Source organism: Phyllobacterium sp. LjRoot231 (assembly GCF_964253365.1).
Taxonomy (GTDB): Bacteria; Pseudomonadota; Alphaproteobacteria; order Rhizobiales; family Rhizobiaceae; genus Phyllobacterium.
Window position 1 is genome coordinate 2934208 of sequence record NZ_CAXUQT020000001.1, and the last position, 17417, is coordinate 2951624.

The window sequence follows — 17417 nt, forward strand, 5'->3', positions numbered from 1 at the left end:
GACCATATGATGGTCGGAAAAGTGCTGTAAATTATGTTTTTCGATGTGGTGGGTTAGCGCCGACCTAAGTAGAGCAAAGACGGCTTGCGGTATTGAAGTCTCGACGGGCGGCATAATGCCGACCGCAGGCGTACATCCACACCAGCAATGGCTCTGAACTCACAAGACGGCTTAGTGCCCACCCAACACAAGAGTCTGGACGGGCAGCATCAGTGCCTGCATGCGAAGGATCATGGCATGCACGATCGCGACCGTATCCACGACGTGCAGGAATACCCAACGTGAAGTGCTGATATCTTTCGCTGCGAGCGCATCGTGGTTGTTGGTATACGCGTTTGCGATGCAGCTACTGCCCGGCGGAATTCCCTCCAGCAGCCCCGGATAAAGCGGCTGCAGAAATACCGTCAGCGAACCTCCCTGTGCTAACTGTTGCACGTCGATCAGTTGATCCGTTGCCCGGAGTTGTCCCGCAGCAATGACATCCTGCACTTCGGTCACGACCATGGGGATGATCGTAAAAGGCTTCCCGATACATGTGGCCTCGGCAATCATGCCCTTCTTCATCACCTGTGCTTCGATCTGGCCAAAGCCGGCAACCAGGTTTACACGCCCAGCTTCTTGCGGGACAAGGATCCCGGCGGGTCGTATCATTGTGTTTACAACGTCGCCAGGCCGGAGTACGAACTGCTGGACCGTTCCGGCGACACCCGCCCGAACCAGGGTTTTATCCAGCTCCACCTGTGCCTGCGCAAGCGCTGCTTCTGCGCTGGCCTTCTGGGCAGGCAGGAGCGATGAAAGTCTTGTCTCGATGGTCCGTTTGTTGGCGACAGCGGCGTCGAGCGCGCCCTTCCGGCCATCCGCGGCGATTTGCAAGCGCTCGACCTCTCGAACCGAGACGTCGGCATTGCGCCGCAAAAGCTCTTGCCTGGTTGCCAGCTCGTCCAGAGACTGCTGGTAGGCACCTTGCGCCTGCTGGATGAGCCCGTCCGCGGCGGCAAGCTCGGTTTGTGCCACGGCGGTCTGGGCGACGGCTTCAGCGATTTGGCGTTGTGCCGTCTCTCGCGCGGCTTCCTGTTCAGAACTATCAAGCCGAAACAGCGGGTCCCCGGCTGCCACCTTTGCATTGACGCCGACAAACACCTCGGCAACGCGGCCGGTGGTCTCGGGAAGGATGCTGACGGTCCGGAATACCGCGGTGACGTTCTTCGTTGACGGATGATAGTAAAAAATGAGGGTGATCAATAAAACAGTCAGCAACAGGCACGCAGTGATGCCCCAGCGCAGTTCAAACCATACGGTGTAGAGGTTGATTTCCCGGCCGAGACGCTTGCCTTGCACGTAACGGCGGAAAAGATAGTCCGGAAAGACTGTGAGCATTGAACAGAGAAGTAGCTCAAACATAACTCAGATACCCCCACCAGCGGTGTCAGCTTTTTGCTCCGGTTCAGGGGGTGAGACGATTGTCTCATCCTCGCCGGCTGTATCGCGTCCAGACAGTTTTTCGAGCGACTGTGCAATTGAAACCATCGGCGTCGAGAAATCCGGCAGGTCAATCATCGCCAGCAACAAGCCGGCGATCCAGAAGATATGGTTGTGGGTGAAAAGGGAGATGAGCGCCAGAACGGCCACAATTTCCATCTGCACCTTTTTCCCCCGGTGCGCCATGTGCTCGGGCAGGGCATGGAGTTTAAAATAGAAATTGCCGACTATTAGGATCATGGCCAAAAGGAACACGACGACCCCATTGAACAGCCAGTCGGTTTGGCCTGGGGCAGTAACAAAAACCGGCAGGTGTTCTATCGCTGCCGGGTGTACAGAGTCGGCCATATCCTATTCCCCTTTGATGCTGCCCACCCGGCCAATTCTGTCCGTGCAGGCGCAGCATGCATGCTGCCGAATTTTGAATAAAGTACGTAACAGTAACTATAACGGGGCGTAGCTGTTGGGAGCAGCTTTGCTGCGCGAGGCTCGTAAAGCCTCGCGCCATTTCGTTAATGGGCCGGAACTTCTTCCGCCACCACCTTGCGTTTGCGACCGAACGACCGGAGCGCGACGTAGAACACCGGCGTCAGGAACAGGCCGAAGAATGTAACCCCGAGCATGCCGGAAAACACCGCCGTGCCCAGAGACTGACGCATTTCCGCGCCGGGGCCCTGTGCGATCATCAGCGGGACAACGCCGAAGATGAAGGCAAAGGCTGTCATCAGGATCGGGCGCAGGCGCAGGCGGCTGGCTTCGATGGCCGCTTCGACCGGGGTGGCACCTTCTTCCTGATGCTGACGCGCGAATTCGACGATCAGAATCGCATTCTTTGCCGCCAGACCAATCAGGACGACGAGGCCGATCTGCGTCAGGATATTGTTGTCCATACCTCGCAGGTGCACGCCGATGAGCGCAGCCAGCACGGCCAATGGAACGATCAGGATGATCGCCAGCGGCAGCACCCAGCTTTCATATTGAGCGGCCAGCGCAAGAAAGACGAAGACCACGGAAAGCCCGAAAATGAGTATGGCCGTATTGCCGGTGCTTCTTTCCTGCAAAGCAAGTTCGGTCCAGTTGAAAGTTGTGCCAGACGGCAATGTTTTCGCCGCAAGCTCCTCCATCTTGTCGAGCCCCGTGCCGGTAGAAACCCCGGGGGCAGAGTTGCCCTGGAGCGGAACCGACACGTACATATTATACCGCTGCACGAGCGATGGCCCGGTTGCATCCTTGATTTCGACAAGCGTACCCAACGGGACCAGCGCGCCCGTCGCCGAGCGAACTTTCAGCGCGAGAATGTCCGCACGGTCCACGCGATATTGCTGATCGGCCTGCGCGCGTACTTGATAAACGCGGCCGAAGGCGTTGAAATCGTTCACATAGGACGTTCCGAGATTGATCGATAGCGCTTCAAAAACGTTGGGAATAGGAACGTTCAAAGCCCGAGCCTTGTCGCGGTCGATCTCAAGGAAATATTGCGGGCTCGAGGCGGAGAAGGTCGTGTAGACGCCAGTAAGGCCCGGTGTCTGATTGGCTTCTCCCATCATCTGCCGGGCCAGGCCAAGAACGCGGCGCATATCGGAACTGTCGCGATCGAGGATCTGCATCTTGAAACCACCGGCGTTGCCGACTCCGCGAATGGATGGCGGCGGCACCGCGATGATGAAAGCTTCCTGTATGCTCTGCAGACTTCCATAGATCTGGCCAATGATCGAAGTCGCCGACTGGCCATTCCTGATTCGCTCCTCGAACGGTTGGAACGGCGCGAAAACAACGCCGGCATTCGACGCATTGGTGAAAGTCGCGCCACTGAAACCGGCGAAGGCCACCGAGTTTCTGACGCCGGGAATGCCTCGGATGATCTTCGATGCCTCTTGGACCACCGCATCGGTGCGGGCGAGGGACGCACCATCTGGAAGCTGGATAACGACGATGGCGTAGCCTTGATCCATTTGAGGAATGAAGCCGCGCGGCACGATATTTGACATGTACCACGTCGCGCCGAGCAATCCGACGAACACGAGCAGTGAGGCGAGAATGCCGACAGTCGATCCCACAAGGTGCCGTATCACCCAGGAATAGCCCGATGCCATTTTATCGAAGCCTCTATTGAAGCCATTCGCCAGGCTTCGCCCGAAACGCGCCAGGGGGGTTTTGGAAAGCGCGTGATCGTGAGGACGCAGGACAATGGCTGCCAAAGCGGGAGACAACGTCAGTGAATTGAGCGCGGAAATCGCCGTTGCCGCTGAAATCGTTACGGCAAATTGCAGGTAGAACTGGCCGGAAATGCCGGGAATGAAAGCCGTTGGTACGAACACTGCAATCAGCACCAGCGAGATGGCGATAACAGCGGTGCCCACCTCATCCATGGTGGTATGTGATGCCTGCTTCGGCGTCATGCCAGATGCCAGGTTGCGCTCGACATTTTCGACCACGACAATCGCGTCATCCACCACGATACCGATGGCGAGAACGAGGCCGAACAAGGTCAGCATATTCAGCGAGAAACCGAAGGCCAGGAGAATAGCGAACGTGCCGATCAGCGAGACGGGGATGGCGACGATGGGGATGATTGCCGTGCGCCAGGATTGCAGGAAGACGAGCACGACGAGCGCCACGAGGATCACGGCTTCGAAGATTGTCTTGTAAACATCGTTGATCGATTGAGCGATGAATTCAGTCGGATCGTAGACGATGTCGTACTTGAGTCCTGGAGGGAAATCCTTGGCAAGATCTCGCATCGTGGACTTGATCGTGGCTGCTGCTGCGAGCGCATTGGTGCCCGGGCGGCTGAAAATACCCAGCGCAACGGCTGGACTTCCATCGAGATAGCTATTGGTCACATAGTCTTTTGCACCAAGCTCGATGCGGGCCACGTCCTGCAACTGGACAAGGCGGCCGTCCGCGCCGGTCTTGACGATGACGTAGCGAAACTGCCTTGCGTCGTCGAAGCGGCCCTGCATCGTGACAGTATACTGAAAGGCGTTTGTGCCAGACGTTGGCGGGCCGCCGATGGCGCCACCATTGACCTGTACGTTCTGGTCGCGCAAGGCCTGCACGACATCGCCCGACGTCATCTCATAGGCGGCCAGCTTCTGCGGATCGAGCCAGACGCGCATCGAATACTGCCGCTCACCGAAAATGGTGATGTCGCCAACGCCATCGAGCCGCAACAGCACGTCGCGGATGCGGGTGTTGGCATAGTTCGATGCGTAGAGCTGATCATAGCGGTTATCCGGCGAAAGCACGTGCACGACCATCATCAGGTCAGGCGAGCTTTTCGTCGTGGTTATGCCGTTGCGCTGAACGTCTTCGGGCAGCTGAGGCACAGCGATCGCGACACGGTTCTGCACGAGAACCTGCGCCTTATCGAGATCGGTACCGAGCTTGAAGGTGATGGTCAGCGACATTGAGCCGTCGGCGGTCGAATAGGATGACATGTAAAGCATGTCCTCGACGCCGTTGATCTGCTGCTCGATCGGCGTCGCCACAGTATTGGCAATGGTTTCCGCGTCGGCGCCCGGATAGGACGTGCGCACCACGATGGTCGGCGGCGCGATTTCCGGGTATTGGGCGACGGGGAGCTGTGTATAGGCGATGCTGCCAACAAGCAGCAGCACGATCGAAAGGACAGATGCGAAGATCGGCCGATCGATGAAGAAATGCGCAAACCTCATTGACTGGCCTCCGCCGTCTTCGCCTCTTGCGGAAGCTGGACGAGTTCGGGTTTAACCTTGCCGCCGGGTCGAACGCGCATCAATCCATTGACGACGATTGTCTCATCACCAGTCAGCCCCTCGCGAATAACACGATAGCCATAGAGTTTCGGCCCTACCCGAACAGGCTTGCTCGTCACGCTGCCGTCTTCGCCGACGACAAAGACAACCCTTTCATTCTGGTCGGAACCGATGGCTTCGTCAGGGATCAGGATACCCTTGTATGTGTTCGAGGCGGCCACCTCGACGCGGCCGAAAAGCCCTGGCTGCAGAATAAATTTGGGATTGGCGAAGCGGGCGCGCACCCGCATCGTTCCCGTTGCATTGTCGAGCCGGTTTTCAGCAAAGTCGAGTTTGCCCTTGACCGGCGGTTCGTTGGAGTCCGTAAGCTTGACAGTGACGTCGAGGCCGCCGCCACCTTCCTGCAAATTGCTTCCACGTTCGCGTGCCGTCCGTGCGTAGTTGAGCAGGTTCCGCTCGTCGACGTCGAAATAGAAATCGATCGGGTCAAGCGAGACGATCGTGGTCAGGACGGTGTCATTGGCGTTGACCAGATTGCCGACTGAAATCAGCCGGCGATCAATGCGGCCGTCCTGCGGCGCAGTGATCTGGGTATACACAAGATTGAGCTGAGCGCTGTCGACAGCCGCCTGAGCGCCAGCCACACTGGCCTGGCCCGCCAGGAAAGCGCGCCGCTGGTCATCGAGCGTCGATACTGACAGCGTGCCGCTGCCGGTGAGCGATTCCGTCCGCTTGAATTGGGCTTCAGCGTAAGTCAGGGTTGTCTTGGCAACTTCGAGCGACGATTTTGCCTGCGCCAGCGCAGTGATATAAGGCCGCTGGTCAATTGTGAAAAGCGGATCGCCTTTCTTTACCAACGCGCCATCGGTGAAATGAACGGTATCGAGATAGCCATCGATGCGCGAACGGACGGAGACCTCGTCGACGGCTTCAAAACGTCCGATAAACTCATCGCTGTCGATCACATCGCGCACGACCGGCTTTGCAACCGTCACAGTCGGGGGAGGAGGTGGGGCTGCGGCTTCCTGGGCGAGGGCTGCTGATGCCGACAGGGCGGCGGCGGTAAAACCAAGCTTTAAGGCTGTAATCAACGCGCGTGACAAGGGGCAGGCCTCCATGGCAGTCAGACTTCCGGGTGTGCCGCGGGGGATAAAATGCCAGTCCGACCAACTGATTTGAACAGCTAGATGACAGGTCCGCGAACAATGAAGCCTATTGATGCAAGTCAGTCCGGAGAGCTTTGACGCGATCCAAATATAGTGCCTTTCAGACAAGGCGCGGCTATAGCTAATCTGTCTCAAAACCCCGTTGCGGGCAGATTTGCACAGTTCGATTTCGTTGTCACCCTGCAATCGCGGGTGCTGACCTGCCGGTGATATGCAATTTCATTGTCTGCAAAGGCTCCACCATTGATTTTTGTACGTAAGGCAAGTAAAGGGAGCGACCAGTCGGTAAGGGTGCAATTTCTTCCGCAACTTTGTGCCACATTCTGTGATACAATCTGTGCCGCAAATTGAAAGTTGAGTAAGAAATAAAGCAATAAAATCAACGTGGATGGCAGAGCGTTGCTCGCTCCATCCGCACCAGAAGCCACGATGGCAGCAGTTTTTTTCCCGCAATGAGGCTACGAGCCGGCGACGGCGGGACAAATGTTAAAAAAGTGAAGGTTGGACATGCAGGTTACTGAAACGCTCAATGAAGGGCTGAAGCGCGAGATCAAGGTCGTTGTTCCGGCCAAGGATCTGGAAGCAAAGCTTTCCGAACGCCTCCAAGGCGCCAGCGCAAAGGCGCGCATCAATGGTTTCCGTCCAGGCAAGGTGCCGATGGCCCACCTGCGCAAGATGTACGGCAAGTCGTTCATGGCTGAAGTCGTCAACGAGATCTTGAGCGATTCCTCACGCACGATCCTTGCCGAGCGCAATGAAAAGTCCGCTACCCAGCCTGAAGTCGTCATGACCGAAGACGAGAAGGAAGCGGACAAGGTTTTGAGCGGTCAGGCCGATTTTGAATTCTCGCTGAACTACGAAGTTCTGCCTGCCATCGAGATCAAGGATACCTCAAAGATCAACGTCACGCGCGAAGTCGTCGATGTCTCCGATGAGGAAGTCGAAGAGCAGGTCAAGCGCGTTGCAAGCTCTGCCCAGACCTTTGAAACGAAGAAGGGCAAGGCTGAAAGCGGCGACCGCATCACCATGGATTACCTCGGCAAGGTCGACGATGTTCCTTTCGATGGTGGCGCCGACAGTGATGCGACGCTGGTCCTCGGCTCCGGCCAGTTCATTCCGGGCTTCGAAGATCAGTTGATCGGTACCAAAGCAGGCGACGAGAAGCAGATCAAGGTCACGTTCCCGGCTGAATATCAGGCCGCTCATCTCGCAGGCAAGGACGCAACCTTCGACGTTACCGTCAAGGAAGTCGCCAAGCCGGGCGAGCTTGAAATCAATGACGAGACTGCCAAGAGGCTCGGCATCGAAAGCGCCGATCGCCTGCGTCAGGTCATCCGCGAGCAGATCGAAAGCCAGTACGGCAAGTTCACTCGTCAAAAGGTGAAGCGCCAGATTCTCGATGCGCTCGACGGTGAATACCAGTTCGAATCGCCAGAACGTCTGGTCAATGCCGAGTTCAACAACATCTGGGCTCAGATCGGCCACGACCTGCAGGAAGCCGGCAAGACCTTTGAAGACGAAGACACGACGGAAGAAGAGGCCCGCGACGAATATCGCAAGCTGGCTGAACGCCGCGTTCGCCTCGGTCTCGTTCTCTCCGAAATCGGTAACAAGGCCGGTATCGAAGTGACCGAAGAAGAACTGCAGCGCGCCGTTTACGATCAGGTTCGCCAGTATCCGGGTCAGGAACAGCAGATCTATGAATTCTTCCGCAAGACACCGGAAGCGGTCAACAATCTGCGTGCTCCGCTCTTCGAGGAAAAGGTTGTCGACCACCTGCTTTCGAACATCAACGTGACCGACAAGAAGGTGACCAAGGAAGCGCTGATGGCTGACGACGAGGCTGACGCCAAGTCGGATGAAGCCAAGAAGCCTGCCAAGAAGGCAGCGCCGAAAAAGGCTGCCAAGAAGAAGACCGACGACGAGGCATAAGCCTCAACCAATGATCAATAAAAAAGGCCGCTTCAAGCGGCCTTTTTTATTGTCCGGACACAGCAGCGTTCATGCATGATACGCGAACCCTTCACTTGATTCCTGGATTGCGCGATATGACCATTGCCGCGTTTGCACCGTACCAAACTCTTGCCGAGAGCCTTTTGCCGTACACGCTCGATGGCTCGAGCGATGGTTCGCACGATCTTTCGCATCTTTTGCGCGTGTGGAAAAACACCCGGGCTATCCAGGCCATGGAAGGGGGTGATCAGGAAATATTGGTGGCGGCCACAATCCTGCACGATTGCGTTGGGGTTGAAAAGAATTCACCGTTGCGTGCTCAGGCTTCCAGACTCGCTGCGGAAAAAGCTTCCAGAGTTCTCATTGGTCTCGGTTGGTCGTCGTGGCAGTTTGCGGTCACAACACATGCTATTGAGGCGCACAGTTTTTCTGCCGGTGTTAAGCCGACGACGCTCGAAGCGAAAATCGTGCAAGACGCCGACAGGCTCGATGCAATTGGCATGGTCGGCGTTGCGCGATGTTTTTACATTGCAGGCAGAATGGGCAGCGGGCTTTATGATCCGGCTGATCCGGAGGCGCTCGATCGTGCCTTTGACGACAAGCGCTTTGCCATAGATCATTTTCAAACCAAGCTTTTCAAATTGGCAGCAGGTTTTAATACGGAGGCGGGAGCAAGGATCGCGCAAATGCGGCAAGAGCGGCTTCGCCGGTTCTTTGACGAGTTCCTCGATGAAATTTAGGCTATCGCGATCAGGCGGGCTTTTGCATCATCATGGCTGCACGCAAGAGCTCGGCATTGTCCTTTGCCAATACACCAGAAGGCAGGAGATTGCCGTCCTCCAGCCCGATGCGGCTGTCATAGCCTCGCGCCATGGCTTCCTTGAACATCGGCCAGACGCTGGCTTCATCGCCGTGCAGCAAAATGGGAAGCGAGAAATTAGCCTGATCGAGAACGGATATGATACCGGTTGCGACGGAGAGACCTTCTTCGGCATCCTGCTCATTGATTTCGATCAATACACGCAGGCATTTTGCAGCGTTGGGCAGAGCGATAAAGCGTTCCGCATCGCTCACAGACCATATGCCTGCTTCGACGCCCATCCCTTTACCCAAGACGAGCAAGATCATTTCCGCTGCGTCCTCCTCGATGAGGTTGATGGAAACGTAATCCGGCAGCACAGTCCACTGCTCAATCAGCTTTTGCCGAGCCTTGCCTCCGGGCGGAATGCGCCAATGGGTGGAAAGTCCGACAGGGACGCCGGGGACACTGCTGCGGATTGCAAGGATCGCCTGGGCGACGTCATCGGGCTCCAGGCTCTCGGCGCCATCCGCACTGCGTGGATGCACATGTAGTTCCTGCGCACCCGCGGCAATACTTCGCGCCGCATCACGGGCAAGTTCCACCGCGGTAAAAGGTAGGGCAGCATGGAAGTCCCGGGTTCGTCCGCCGTTCAAGCAGGCTTGCAGCATGATTTGCGCTCCGATCAGATTTTAGTGGAATGATCATAGCGGAATTCGTGCTGACAAGGCTATGTCAGCAGCGTAGAGCGGCGGCGTGCCGTCGCCGCTCTACCACGTGATTAATTCTTGATGGGGATCCATATCTCCAGACCACCATTTCCGGTCCGCGGGTCGAACTCCGGACCATAGCGCTCGAAATTGGGGGCATCGGCGACGTCATGACCGGATTCCGGCAGGTATTTGCCCCAAATGGTCATCATTGTGCTTCGGATCGTCGAGATGTGATCCTTGTGGGTAAAGACCAGATACTTCTGGGCCGGAAGACGCACGCGACTGAATTCGTCCGGAACATCGGAGAAATCCGTGACCTCGACGCCTGCGATGTAATCGAAGTTGTTTTCATCGTCGCTGTTGCAGCAGACACCATAATAAACGTCGCCGACCTGACCTGATACATGACCGGCGTAAGGATTGAATTGCTGCCATTGCGACGGGATTGCCTTGCTGCTTTCACAATTGTAGCGCGCCCCGATGCCAGCAATGAGCAACTGCCTGCCATTCTCAGTGCGGGGTGTTTCCAGATTGATCACAAGTGACTCGTCCATTTTTAAAGCCTCCACCAATGGGATATTTCGACATGGGCTTGCGCGCGGACCTGTTCGGGCGTGAGGCCGAACTGATCGCGGAAGGCCCGGGTGAATGCTTCATGGGAGTTGTAACCGGCATTGAGAGCGACGCAGAGAATATCGGGAGCACCGTTGCACAAAATCTTCGCGGCTTCGGTCAGCCGGCGGCCACGCATGTAGCCGCTGACCGAGCAGCCTGTAACGGCAGCGAAGGCGCGGGACATATAGAAACGCGACAGCCCGACCGAAGCCGCGATATCATCGAGCGTGATGTCTTCGGCAAAATGCCCTTCGATAAACCAGATCGCCTTTTCAACCGGATTCATTCAAACCTCCATTGAAGCAGCTATCGAAGTAAGGGCTTTTCGCATGGCGCATTTGATTATGTTTGCGGTTACGTCAGAAAAGTTTGAGACCTTTGAGACTGGCATGGCCGTTCTTGCCGATGATGATGTGATCATGCACAACAATACCCATTTGCGCACCGATATTGGCGATGGTCCTGGTCATGTCGATATCGGATTTGGAAGGGGTAGGGTCGCCGGAACGGTGGTTATGCGCAAGGATGATGCCGCTGGCGGCAAGCTGCAGCGCCCGCGCAATAACCTCACGCGGATAGACGGGCGTATGATCGACCGTGCCGACCTGCTGAACCTCGTCAGCGATCAGCGCATTCTTCTTGTCGAGAAACAGAATGCGGAATTGTTCGCGTGGCTCATAGGCCATTGCCGCGACGCAATAATCCATCACCCTGCTCCATGAACTCAGGACCGTCTTTTCGCGGATGTCGCTGCGGATCATGCGATGGGTGAGGGCGGAGACAAATCTAAGGTCGAAAGCTGTGACCGGGCCGCAGCCTTTCACCTCCATAAGGAGATGTTCGGGAGCACCGAGAATTTCGGCCAGGGAGCCAAAACGGGCGATCAATGCCTTGGCCAGCGGCTTGGTGTCACCTTGGCGGATCGATCGATAAAGAAGCATCTCCAGCATTTCATAGTCGGCAAAACCCGCATGCCCGACATTCTGGAAACGCTCTTTCATCCGTTCGCGATGACCGAGGTAATGCGGAGGCTCCTCTTCAGGATCGATCTTCTGCTCCGCGTTGCGCACGGCACCATCGGCTCCAACGGGTGGTTGTTTGGTTGAGAGTTTTGCAGAGGTTTCGTTGAGGAAGAAAGTCGGTTCGGGCTTTTCTTCGCTCATCTACCTTGTTGTCCTATTCGAGTTTCAAGCCAGGCGCGAACAAACCGGCCGGCGAGAGGGTGAAGACTTCGCAACCATCCTTGGTGACGCCGACCGTATGCTCGTACTGCGCGGTAAGCGAGCGGTCACGGGTAACGGCCGTCCAGCCATCGGCCAATACCTTCACATGCGGGCGGCCGAGATTGATCATCGGCTCGATGGTGAAGATCATGCCTTCGCGCATCTCGACGCCTTCATTCGGCGTACCGTAATGCAGAATGTTGGGCGCGTCGTGGAAAAGCTGGCCAACGCCATGGCCGCAAAAATCGCGTACGACCGAGCAACGCTCCGATTCCGCATAGGTCTGGATGGCCGCGCCAATAGCTCCGGTTCGCGCGCCGGGACGCACGGCCGCAATGCCGCGCATCAAGCTCTCATGGGTGACTTCCATCAGCCGCTCGGCGGCGCGCTTGATTTCACCGACCGGATACATGCGGCTTGAATCGCCATGCCAGCCGTCAAGGATGTAGGTCACATCGATATTGACGATATCGCCTTCTCGCAGCGGCTTGTCATCCGGGATGCCGTGGCAGACCACGTGATTGATCGAGGTGCAGCTGGATTTCGTATAGCCGCGATAATTCAGCGTTGCGGGCAAGGCGCCATGATCCGCACCAAACTCGAAGACAAAACGATCGATGGTGTTGGTCGTCACGCCCGGCGCAACGATCGATGCAAGCTCATCGAGGCAGCGTGCCGTCAACAGACACGCTTTGCGCATGGCTTCAAACCCCTCCGGGCCGTGAAGCCTGATCTGCCCGGTATTTTTCAAGGGCGCGCTCTGTGCGTCGAGATAGGTGACCATGTTCGTTCCGGTTGGCGTCAATCGATAATCGGCATCGTGCTGATCGCAGCGATACCTGTGGGTGTGATGTGGCATTTTACTGCATAAGCTTCAACCCCGCGCCGCATCGCCCGTTCGAAAGCGGCGGCATAAACAGGATCGAGATCGCCGCAGATTTTCAAACGGTCACAGTCTCCGCGCTGGATGACGTAGAGCATGACACCACGATGGCCATTTTCAACCATGTTGCCAAGCTCGTCCAGATGTTTCGCGCCGCGTACCGTGGGGGAGTCCGGAAATTCAGCAAGCCCGGCGGACCTTGAAAAATGCACGTTCTTGACCTCGACATAGGCATCGGGGCGATCCGGATCGCGCAGCAGGATATCGATGCGCGAACTCAGGCCGTATTTCTGCTCGCGCTTGAGCTCGCCATAGCCGCTCAATGACGGCAGCAGACCCGACAGGATCGCTTCCTCGGCAATGCGGTTTGGCAGGCCTGTGTTGATGCCGACCATGACGCCTTGCGTCTCAACCATCTGCAAAGTGTGCGGATATTTGCGTTTCGATCCGTCCGAAAGAGATAGCCATACCTTTATGCCCGGATCCGTCAGACCCAGCATAGAGCCGGTATTGGGAACCGAACTGGTGATTGGCTTGCCGTCATCGAGAATGATATCGGCGAGAAAGCGCTGGTAACGCTGGACCAGCCGGCCGGTAACGAGAGGGGAAGCGAAGATCATGTGCGAGATTTAACCGACATGGCTGGCGGGGACAATATCGTGACGCGTGGAGTATCGCTCGTATATAAAAAAACCTGCCTCTGAAAGGCAGGTTAAGTATGCTCTGGGGTGGGAGAATCGGGCCAGCTTGGAGGTTGAACTGGACCCTACTGCCGCAAACCGATGTGGCAGTACTCCGATAATAGGTCAGCTGCCGATTCGGGTCTCATAACTTTGTCTAACAGGCGGTGACAAAGCTTGAAAAAACCGGGCTGTTCTAATCTGCAAGAGTGTCACATTCTACGCAAAGGGACGAAACTCATCAGGAGGAGACGTGATGAAACTCAAGTTTTTCCTACCGTTTGTTGCTCTCGCTGCATTTGGTTTGACAGCCTGTGACAACAAACCATCTGAAGGTACTACCACGCCGCCCGCGACAACATCTGAACCGGCAACACCTGCTCCGGCACCAGCAACACCCGCCCCGGAACCTGCAAAACCAGCGCCAGCCAACTAGGTTGCAGCAATAGGAAATCGGACGGCCAGCCTACCCAAAGCTGGCCGTTTTCTGTTGCAAGCAAACATCCTGCGATGAGAGCTCTTACAGGCAAGTAATTGAATTTTCTAGGGAAAACCTGGTACGCCCAAGGGGAATCGAACCCCTGTTTGCGCCGTGAAAGGGCGCCGTCCTAACCGCTAGACGATGGGCGCCGCTCGGTTAAGCGGCTTATAGTGAAACAGTTTTTGTGCCGCAAGCCCATAAAGCATTCTTTTTTCGAAAAAGTGAAGTTTGTGCCGCCCATGGCCCGCGCCGCTATGCTTATCGTTAACCGGGAGCAGTATTTGAACGGACAAATTCAACCGGCCCTGCGTGAACAGCGCCAGTTCCAGTCGCGCGTCGGGCCGATATCGACATGCACTGATTCGGTGTGACAATAGGTACCAACGCCACCACGGCCGGGCATGGAGCGGGCAAAATTGGCCAAATCCCACTTTGAAACCCCAGGAATTTGTATGTCCGCTGCTGCACAGGACATATGCAGCGAAGCCTTTGCACCGTTGACGAGCCGGTTGTAGGGCGGGCTGCGATAGCCGGATGTTACAATCACCGATTTCCCGTACCGGCGCTCAAGGGTCTTGAGCATGGCAACGAGCTGTGGCTTGAGACAGGCGACCTGAACGCCTTCACGCTGCACCTTGAGACCGTTCGGCGCCAAGCGTGCGAGGCCTGCAGCAGAAGCCAAAATCACAGGAGCGGCGGCGGCTTCAACATCGTCATCCTCATAAAGGCTGTCGCGCTGCATGATCTGGATGCCGGCGTTGGGCCGTACGCCGGGGAGCGAGGATGATACATATTGGGTCTGGCTGGCGAATGAGCTGGCAGCGGGGAGCGCCGATGTTGTCTGAACAGGTGTATTGACAGCGCGAAGCTTAGGTTGTGATTTTGGTTCGATAACGGCGATCAGGCGCTTTCCGGCCGGCTTCGAAAGATTGTTGGAGAACAGCCGCATCAGCGCGCCGTTGTTCTTCGCCGACGTTACTGGGCGCGTCGCTTCAGGCGCAATGCCTTGCTCAGAAGACGCAGGCGCCTGATTGGCCTTGGCCTCGGCATTGTCTGGATTATCCGCCGGAGCCTCGGTAGCCTGCTGTGGCGCCTTTTTCGGCTGTGTGTCGCTTTCGCCCCTCATCGGATTTCCAAACAGAGACGTCTTGACGGGCGGCGCGGCAACTGTTGCCGCATTTGCAACCTGCGTCTCTTCTGTAATGGCCGGAGCGCTCGAACCGAAGAGTGACGTTTTGACGGGGGGCTTGGGCTCTGTCGGAGTAGCTGTGACCGCGGTTTGCTGATCCGTGCCTTTTTGCGCTTCTGCTGCGGTGGTTACCGAAGCAGTCTTACCGTCGGTCGGCTTGGCAGCTTGCTTGATAGCCTGAAGCGCATTTGTTTCGGTGCGTCCGGCCAGGGCCAGCGCTTCGGGGGTTACCGCTTGCGCGCCGCCCGACGGCATGGCGTTGTCAGTCGTTTGCTTCGCATCGCTTCCTGGAGCCAGCGCAGCAGTAACGCTGGGGCTCGAGACTGTCGAGGTGCACGATGTAGCTGCCATGGCGGAAAGCACAATGACGCATGCAACCGTACTCGCCCGAAGGGCAGAAACTGAAGCTGGCAGTAATTTCAACGATTCCCCCGTCTCGTCTTTTCCGGCCCCTGTAGTGTTCAGTCCGGTCCGCTTCTGAAAGAGCAGAAAGCTCGCGAAGTTCTATTGAAGTGCAAATAACACCGGCAGAGATTCGTCAGAGTTAGTGAACTTTTGTCATCTGCACAAGGCTTCAAGTATAGCTAGAATAAGGCGAAAACGTGATCGGCCACTTTCTTGCCATTGTCGTTAAGTCTTCGTAACCGCTCCCCATACGGCTGAATCGCGTGTTTTAAACTCTGACGCGAACGTAGTTTCCCGGTGCCTCGGCTAGAATTTCCATGTTATTTTCACCGGGTATGCGCGCGGGAACGCGCGCTCCGTCCTGCGCTTCGATCCATTTCTCCCAATGATTCCACCAGGAACCGGGATGCTCAGCCGCCTTCGCCAGCCATTCATCGAATGCACCGACTGGCTTGTCCCCCGTCCAATATTGATACTTGTTCTTGGCGGGGGGATTGACCACGCCTGCAATATGGCCGGAACCCGCCATGACGTACGTAACGTCGCCGCCGAAATAACGGCAGCCCGTGAAGACGGAAAGCGCAGGAGCGATATGATCTTCCTTGGCGGCGAGATTGTAGATCGGGATTTTGACATCACCGAGCGAGAGGTTTTCTCCCGCGAGCTTCATCATGCCGCGCACCAGATTATTGTCGAGATAACAATTGCGCAGATAGTAGGAATGATTCGCTGCGCTCATCCGAGTGGCGTCGGCGTTCCAGTAAAGCAGATCGAACGGCACCGGATCGCGTCCGCGCATATAGTTGTTGATCACATAGGGCCAGATCAGATCGCCGGAGCGCAGCATATTGAACGCCGTCGCCATGCGCGTGCCGTCAAGGTACCCTTCCGCCGACATGGCGTTTTCCAGCGCCCGGATCTGGTCTTCGTCAACGAAGACCTTGAGATCGCCAGCATGGGTGAAATCCACCTGCGTCGTAAACAGCGTGGCGCTCTTGATTCGCTCTTCACCTTCCTTGGCAAACAGCGCCAGGGCCGCGCTGAGCAAAGTACCACCAACGCAATACCCGATCGCATTTACGGCCTTTTCGCCGGTGGCTTTCTCGACCGTGTCGAGCCCAAAGCGCAGGCCTTCATTGATATAGGCCGTCCAGTCCTTCATGGCGTGGCGCTGGTCGGGATTGACCCATGAAATGACGAAAACCGTATGGCCGTGTTCCACGGCCCATTTGATGAAGGATTTTTCCGGGTTCAGGTCGAGAATATAGAATTTATTGATCCATGGCGGGCAAATCAGGAGAGGGCGCTTGAACACCTCCTTGGTCGCCGGCTCATACTGAATAATTTCCGCGACTTCGCTTCGCGCAATGACCTTGCCGGGTGTGGTGGCGACATTCTCGCCGAGCGCGAATTTCGTCAGGTCGGACTGGCGCAGGCGCAGATCGCCGCCACCGGCGACAATGTCTTCGGCGAGCATCTTCATGCCCCGAACCAGATTCTCGCCATTGCTGGCAACCGTTTCCTTGTAGAGTTCCGGATTGGTCAGGAGAAAATTGCTTGGCGACGCCGCCGTGGTGATTTGCTTGACGTAAAAGGCAGCCTTGTGCCGCGTGTGATCGTCGAGCCCTTCGGCGTTTTCGACGAGATCTCCAGCCCAACGCGCGGTAACGAGATAGGCCTGCTTGAGAAAATCGAAAAAGGCGTTCTTGCCCCAGTCCTCGTCGGTAAAACGCTTGTCGCCCTTGTCCGGCGTGACGATGTCCTCCACCTCTTCACCGCTCATGCGGCGAATGGAATTGGACCAGATCACCATATAGCTGGAGAAAAGCTTGGTCTGGGCCTCGAGGGCTCGTGCCGGCTCGGAAAGCCAATATTCCGAAACCTTGGAGAGCGTCTTCACCACATCAGTGACGGGATCGGCGAGCGTGTCGCGCTTCAGGCCCTTTTCGCGCGGTTCGACCCAGGCGGAAGCCGCCTTGCCGGCCTGCTCGATCATGTGGGCGACATTGCGCGCAAAGGCTTCCGGATCCTTGACGACATAATTATCAAGGTTCGGGGTCTTGCCGCTCTTATCGCCTTGATTATCCATGCAGT

The 17417-nt window shown here is 56.6% G+C and carries 12 protein-coding genes, 1 tRNA gene and 1 pseudogene; 2 read left to right on the forward strand and 12 right to left on the reverse strand.

The window, feature by feature from the left end; genetic code table 11:
- Positions 1 to 171: 171 nt before the first annotated feature.
- The 4 genes from ACSQ3H_RS14500 to ACSQ3H_RS14515 form a co-directional block, all read right to left on the reverse strand.
- Positions 172 to 1401 (reverse strand): HlyD family secretion protein, encoded by a 1230-nt coding sequence (locus tag ACSQ3H_RS14500; RefSeq protein WP_436117693.1) that lies wholly within the window; start codon positions 1399 to 1401, stop codon positions 172 to 174.
- Between the two features lie 3 nt (positions 1402 to 1404).
- Positions 1405 to 1827 carry a hypothetical protein gene (locus tag ACSQ3H_RS14505; protein ID WP_436117694.1) on the reverse strand — a complete coding sequence of 141 codons (423 nt, stop codon included), beginning with the start codon at positions 1825 to 1827 and terminating at the stop codon, positions 1405 to 1407.
- Between the two features lie 164 nt (positions 1828 to 1991).
- Positions 1992 to 5156, reverse strand: a complete 3165-nt coding sequence (locus ACSQ3H_RS14510; RefSeq protein ID WP_436117695.1) for an efflux RND transporter permease subunit — start codon at positions 5154 to 5156, stop codon at positions 1992 to 1994.
- Positions 5153 to 6319, reverse strand: coding sequence for an efflux RND transporter periplasmic adaptor subunit (locus ACSQ3H_RS14515; RefSeq protein WP_436117696.1), 1167 nt, complete (start codon positions 6317 to 6319; stop codon positions 5153 to 5155). The genes ACSQ3H_RS14510 and ACSQ3H_RS14515 overlap by 4 nt, the downstream gene beginning before the upstream one ends.
- Positions 6320 to 6889: 570 nt before the next feature.
- Between ACSQ3H_RS14515 and tig the strand changes: the two genes are divergently transcribed.
- Together tig and ACSQ3H_RS14525 are read left to right on the forward strand one after the other, a co-directional pair.
- On the forward strand, positions 6890 to 8314 hold the full coding sequence (gene tig, locus ACSQ3H_RS14520; protein ID WP_436117697.1) for a trigger factor: 1425 nt from the start codon (positions 6890 to 6892) through the stop codon (positions 8312 to 8314).
- Between the two features lie 116 nt (positions 8315 to 8430).
- Entirely contained in the window at positions 8431 to 9075 is a 645-nt protein-coding gene (locus ACSQ3H_RS14525) for an HD domain-containing protein (protein WP_436117698.1), read from the forward strand.
- Between the two features lie 10 nt (positions 9076 to 9085).
- Here ACSQ3H_RS14525 and ACSQ3H_RS14530 read toward each other — a convergent pair whose 3' ends face one another.
- The 8 genes and pseudogenes from ACSQ3H_RS14530 to phaC form a co-directional block, all read right to left on the reverse strand.
- Positions 9086 to 9805 carry a 3-keto-5-aminohexanoate cleavage protein gene (locus ACSQ3H_RS14530; RefSeq protein WP_436117699.1) on the reverse strand — a complete coding sequence of 240 codons (720 nt, stop codon included), beginning with the start codon at positions 9803 to 9805 and terminating at the stop codon, positions 9086 to 9088.
- 110 nt (positions 9806 to 9915) lie between these two features.
- A pseudogene (locus ACSQ3H_RS14535) lies at positions 9916 to 10748 on the reverse strand (AraC family transcriptional regulator).
- Between the two features lie 73 nt (positions 10749 to 10821).
- Entirely contained in the window at positions 10822 to 11625 is an 804-nt protein-coding gene (radC, locus tag ACSQ3H_RS14540) for a RadC family protein (RefSeq protein ID WP_436117700.1), read from the reverse strand.
- A gap of 13 nt (positions 11626 to 11638) precedes the next feature.
- On the reverse strand, positions 11639 to 12469 hold the full coding sequence (map, locus tag ACSQ3H_RS14545) for a type I methionyl aminopeptidase (protein ID WP_436117701.1): 831 nt from the start codon (positions 12467 to 12469) through the stop codon (positions 11639 to 11641).
- A 17-nt stretch (positions 12470 to 12486) separates the two neighbouring features.
- Positions 12487 to 13188, reverse strand: a complete 702-nt coding sequence (sfsA, locus tag ACSQ3H_RS14550; RefSeq protein WP_436117702.1) for a DNA/RNA nuclease SfsA — start codon at positions 13186 to 13188, stop codon at positions 12487 to 12489.
- Between the two features lie 615 nt (positions 13189 to 13803).
- Positions 13804 to 13878 (reverse strand) — tRNA-Glu (locus ACSQ3H_RS14555).
- A 146-nt stretch (positions 13879 to 14024) separates the two neighbouring features.
- On the reverse strand, positions 14025 to 15341 hold the full coding sequence (locus ACSQ3H_RS14560) for a D-Ala-D-Ala carboxypeptidase family metallohydrolase (RefSeq protein ID WP_436117703.1): 1317 nt from the start codon (positions 15339 to 15341) through the stop codon (positions 14025 to 14027).
- A gap of 250 nt (positions 15342 to 15591) precedes the next feature.
- Positions 15592 to 17412, reverse strand: coding sequence for a class I poly(R)-hydroxyalkanoic acid synthase (gene phaC / locus ACSQ3H_RS14565; RefSeq protein ID WP_436117704.1), 1821 nt, complete (start codon positions 17410 to 17412; stop codon positions 15592 to 15594).
- Between the last annotated feature and the right edge of the window lie 5 nt (positions 17413 to 17417).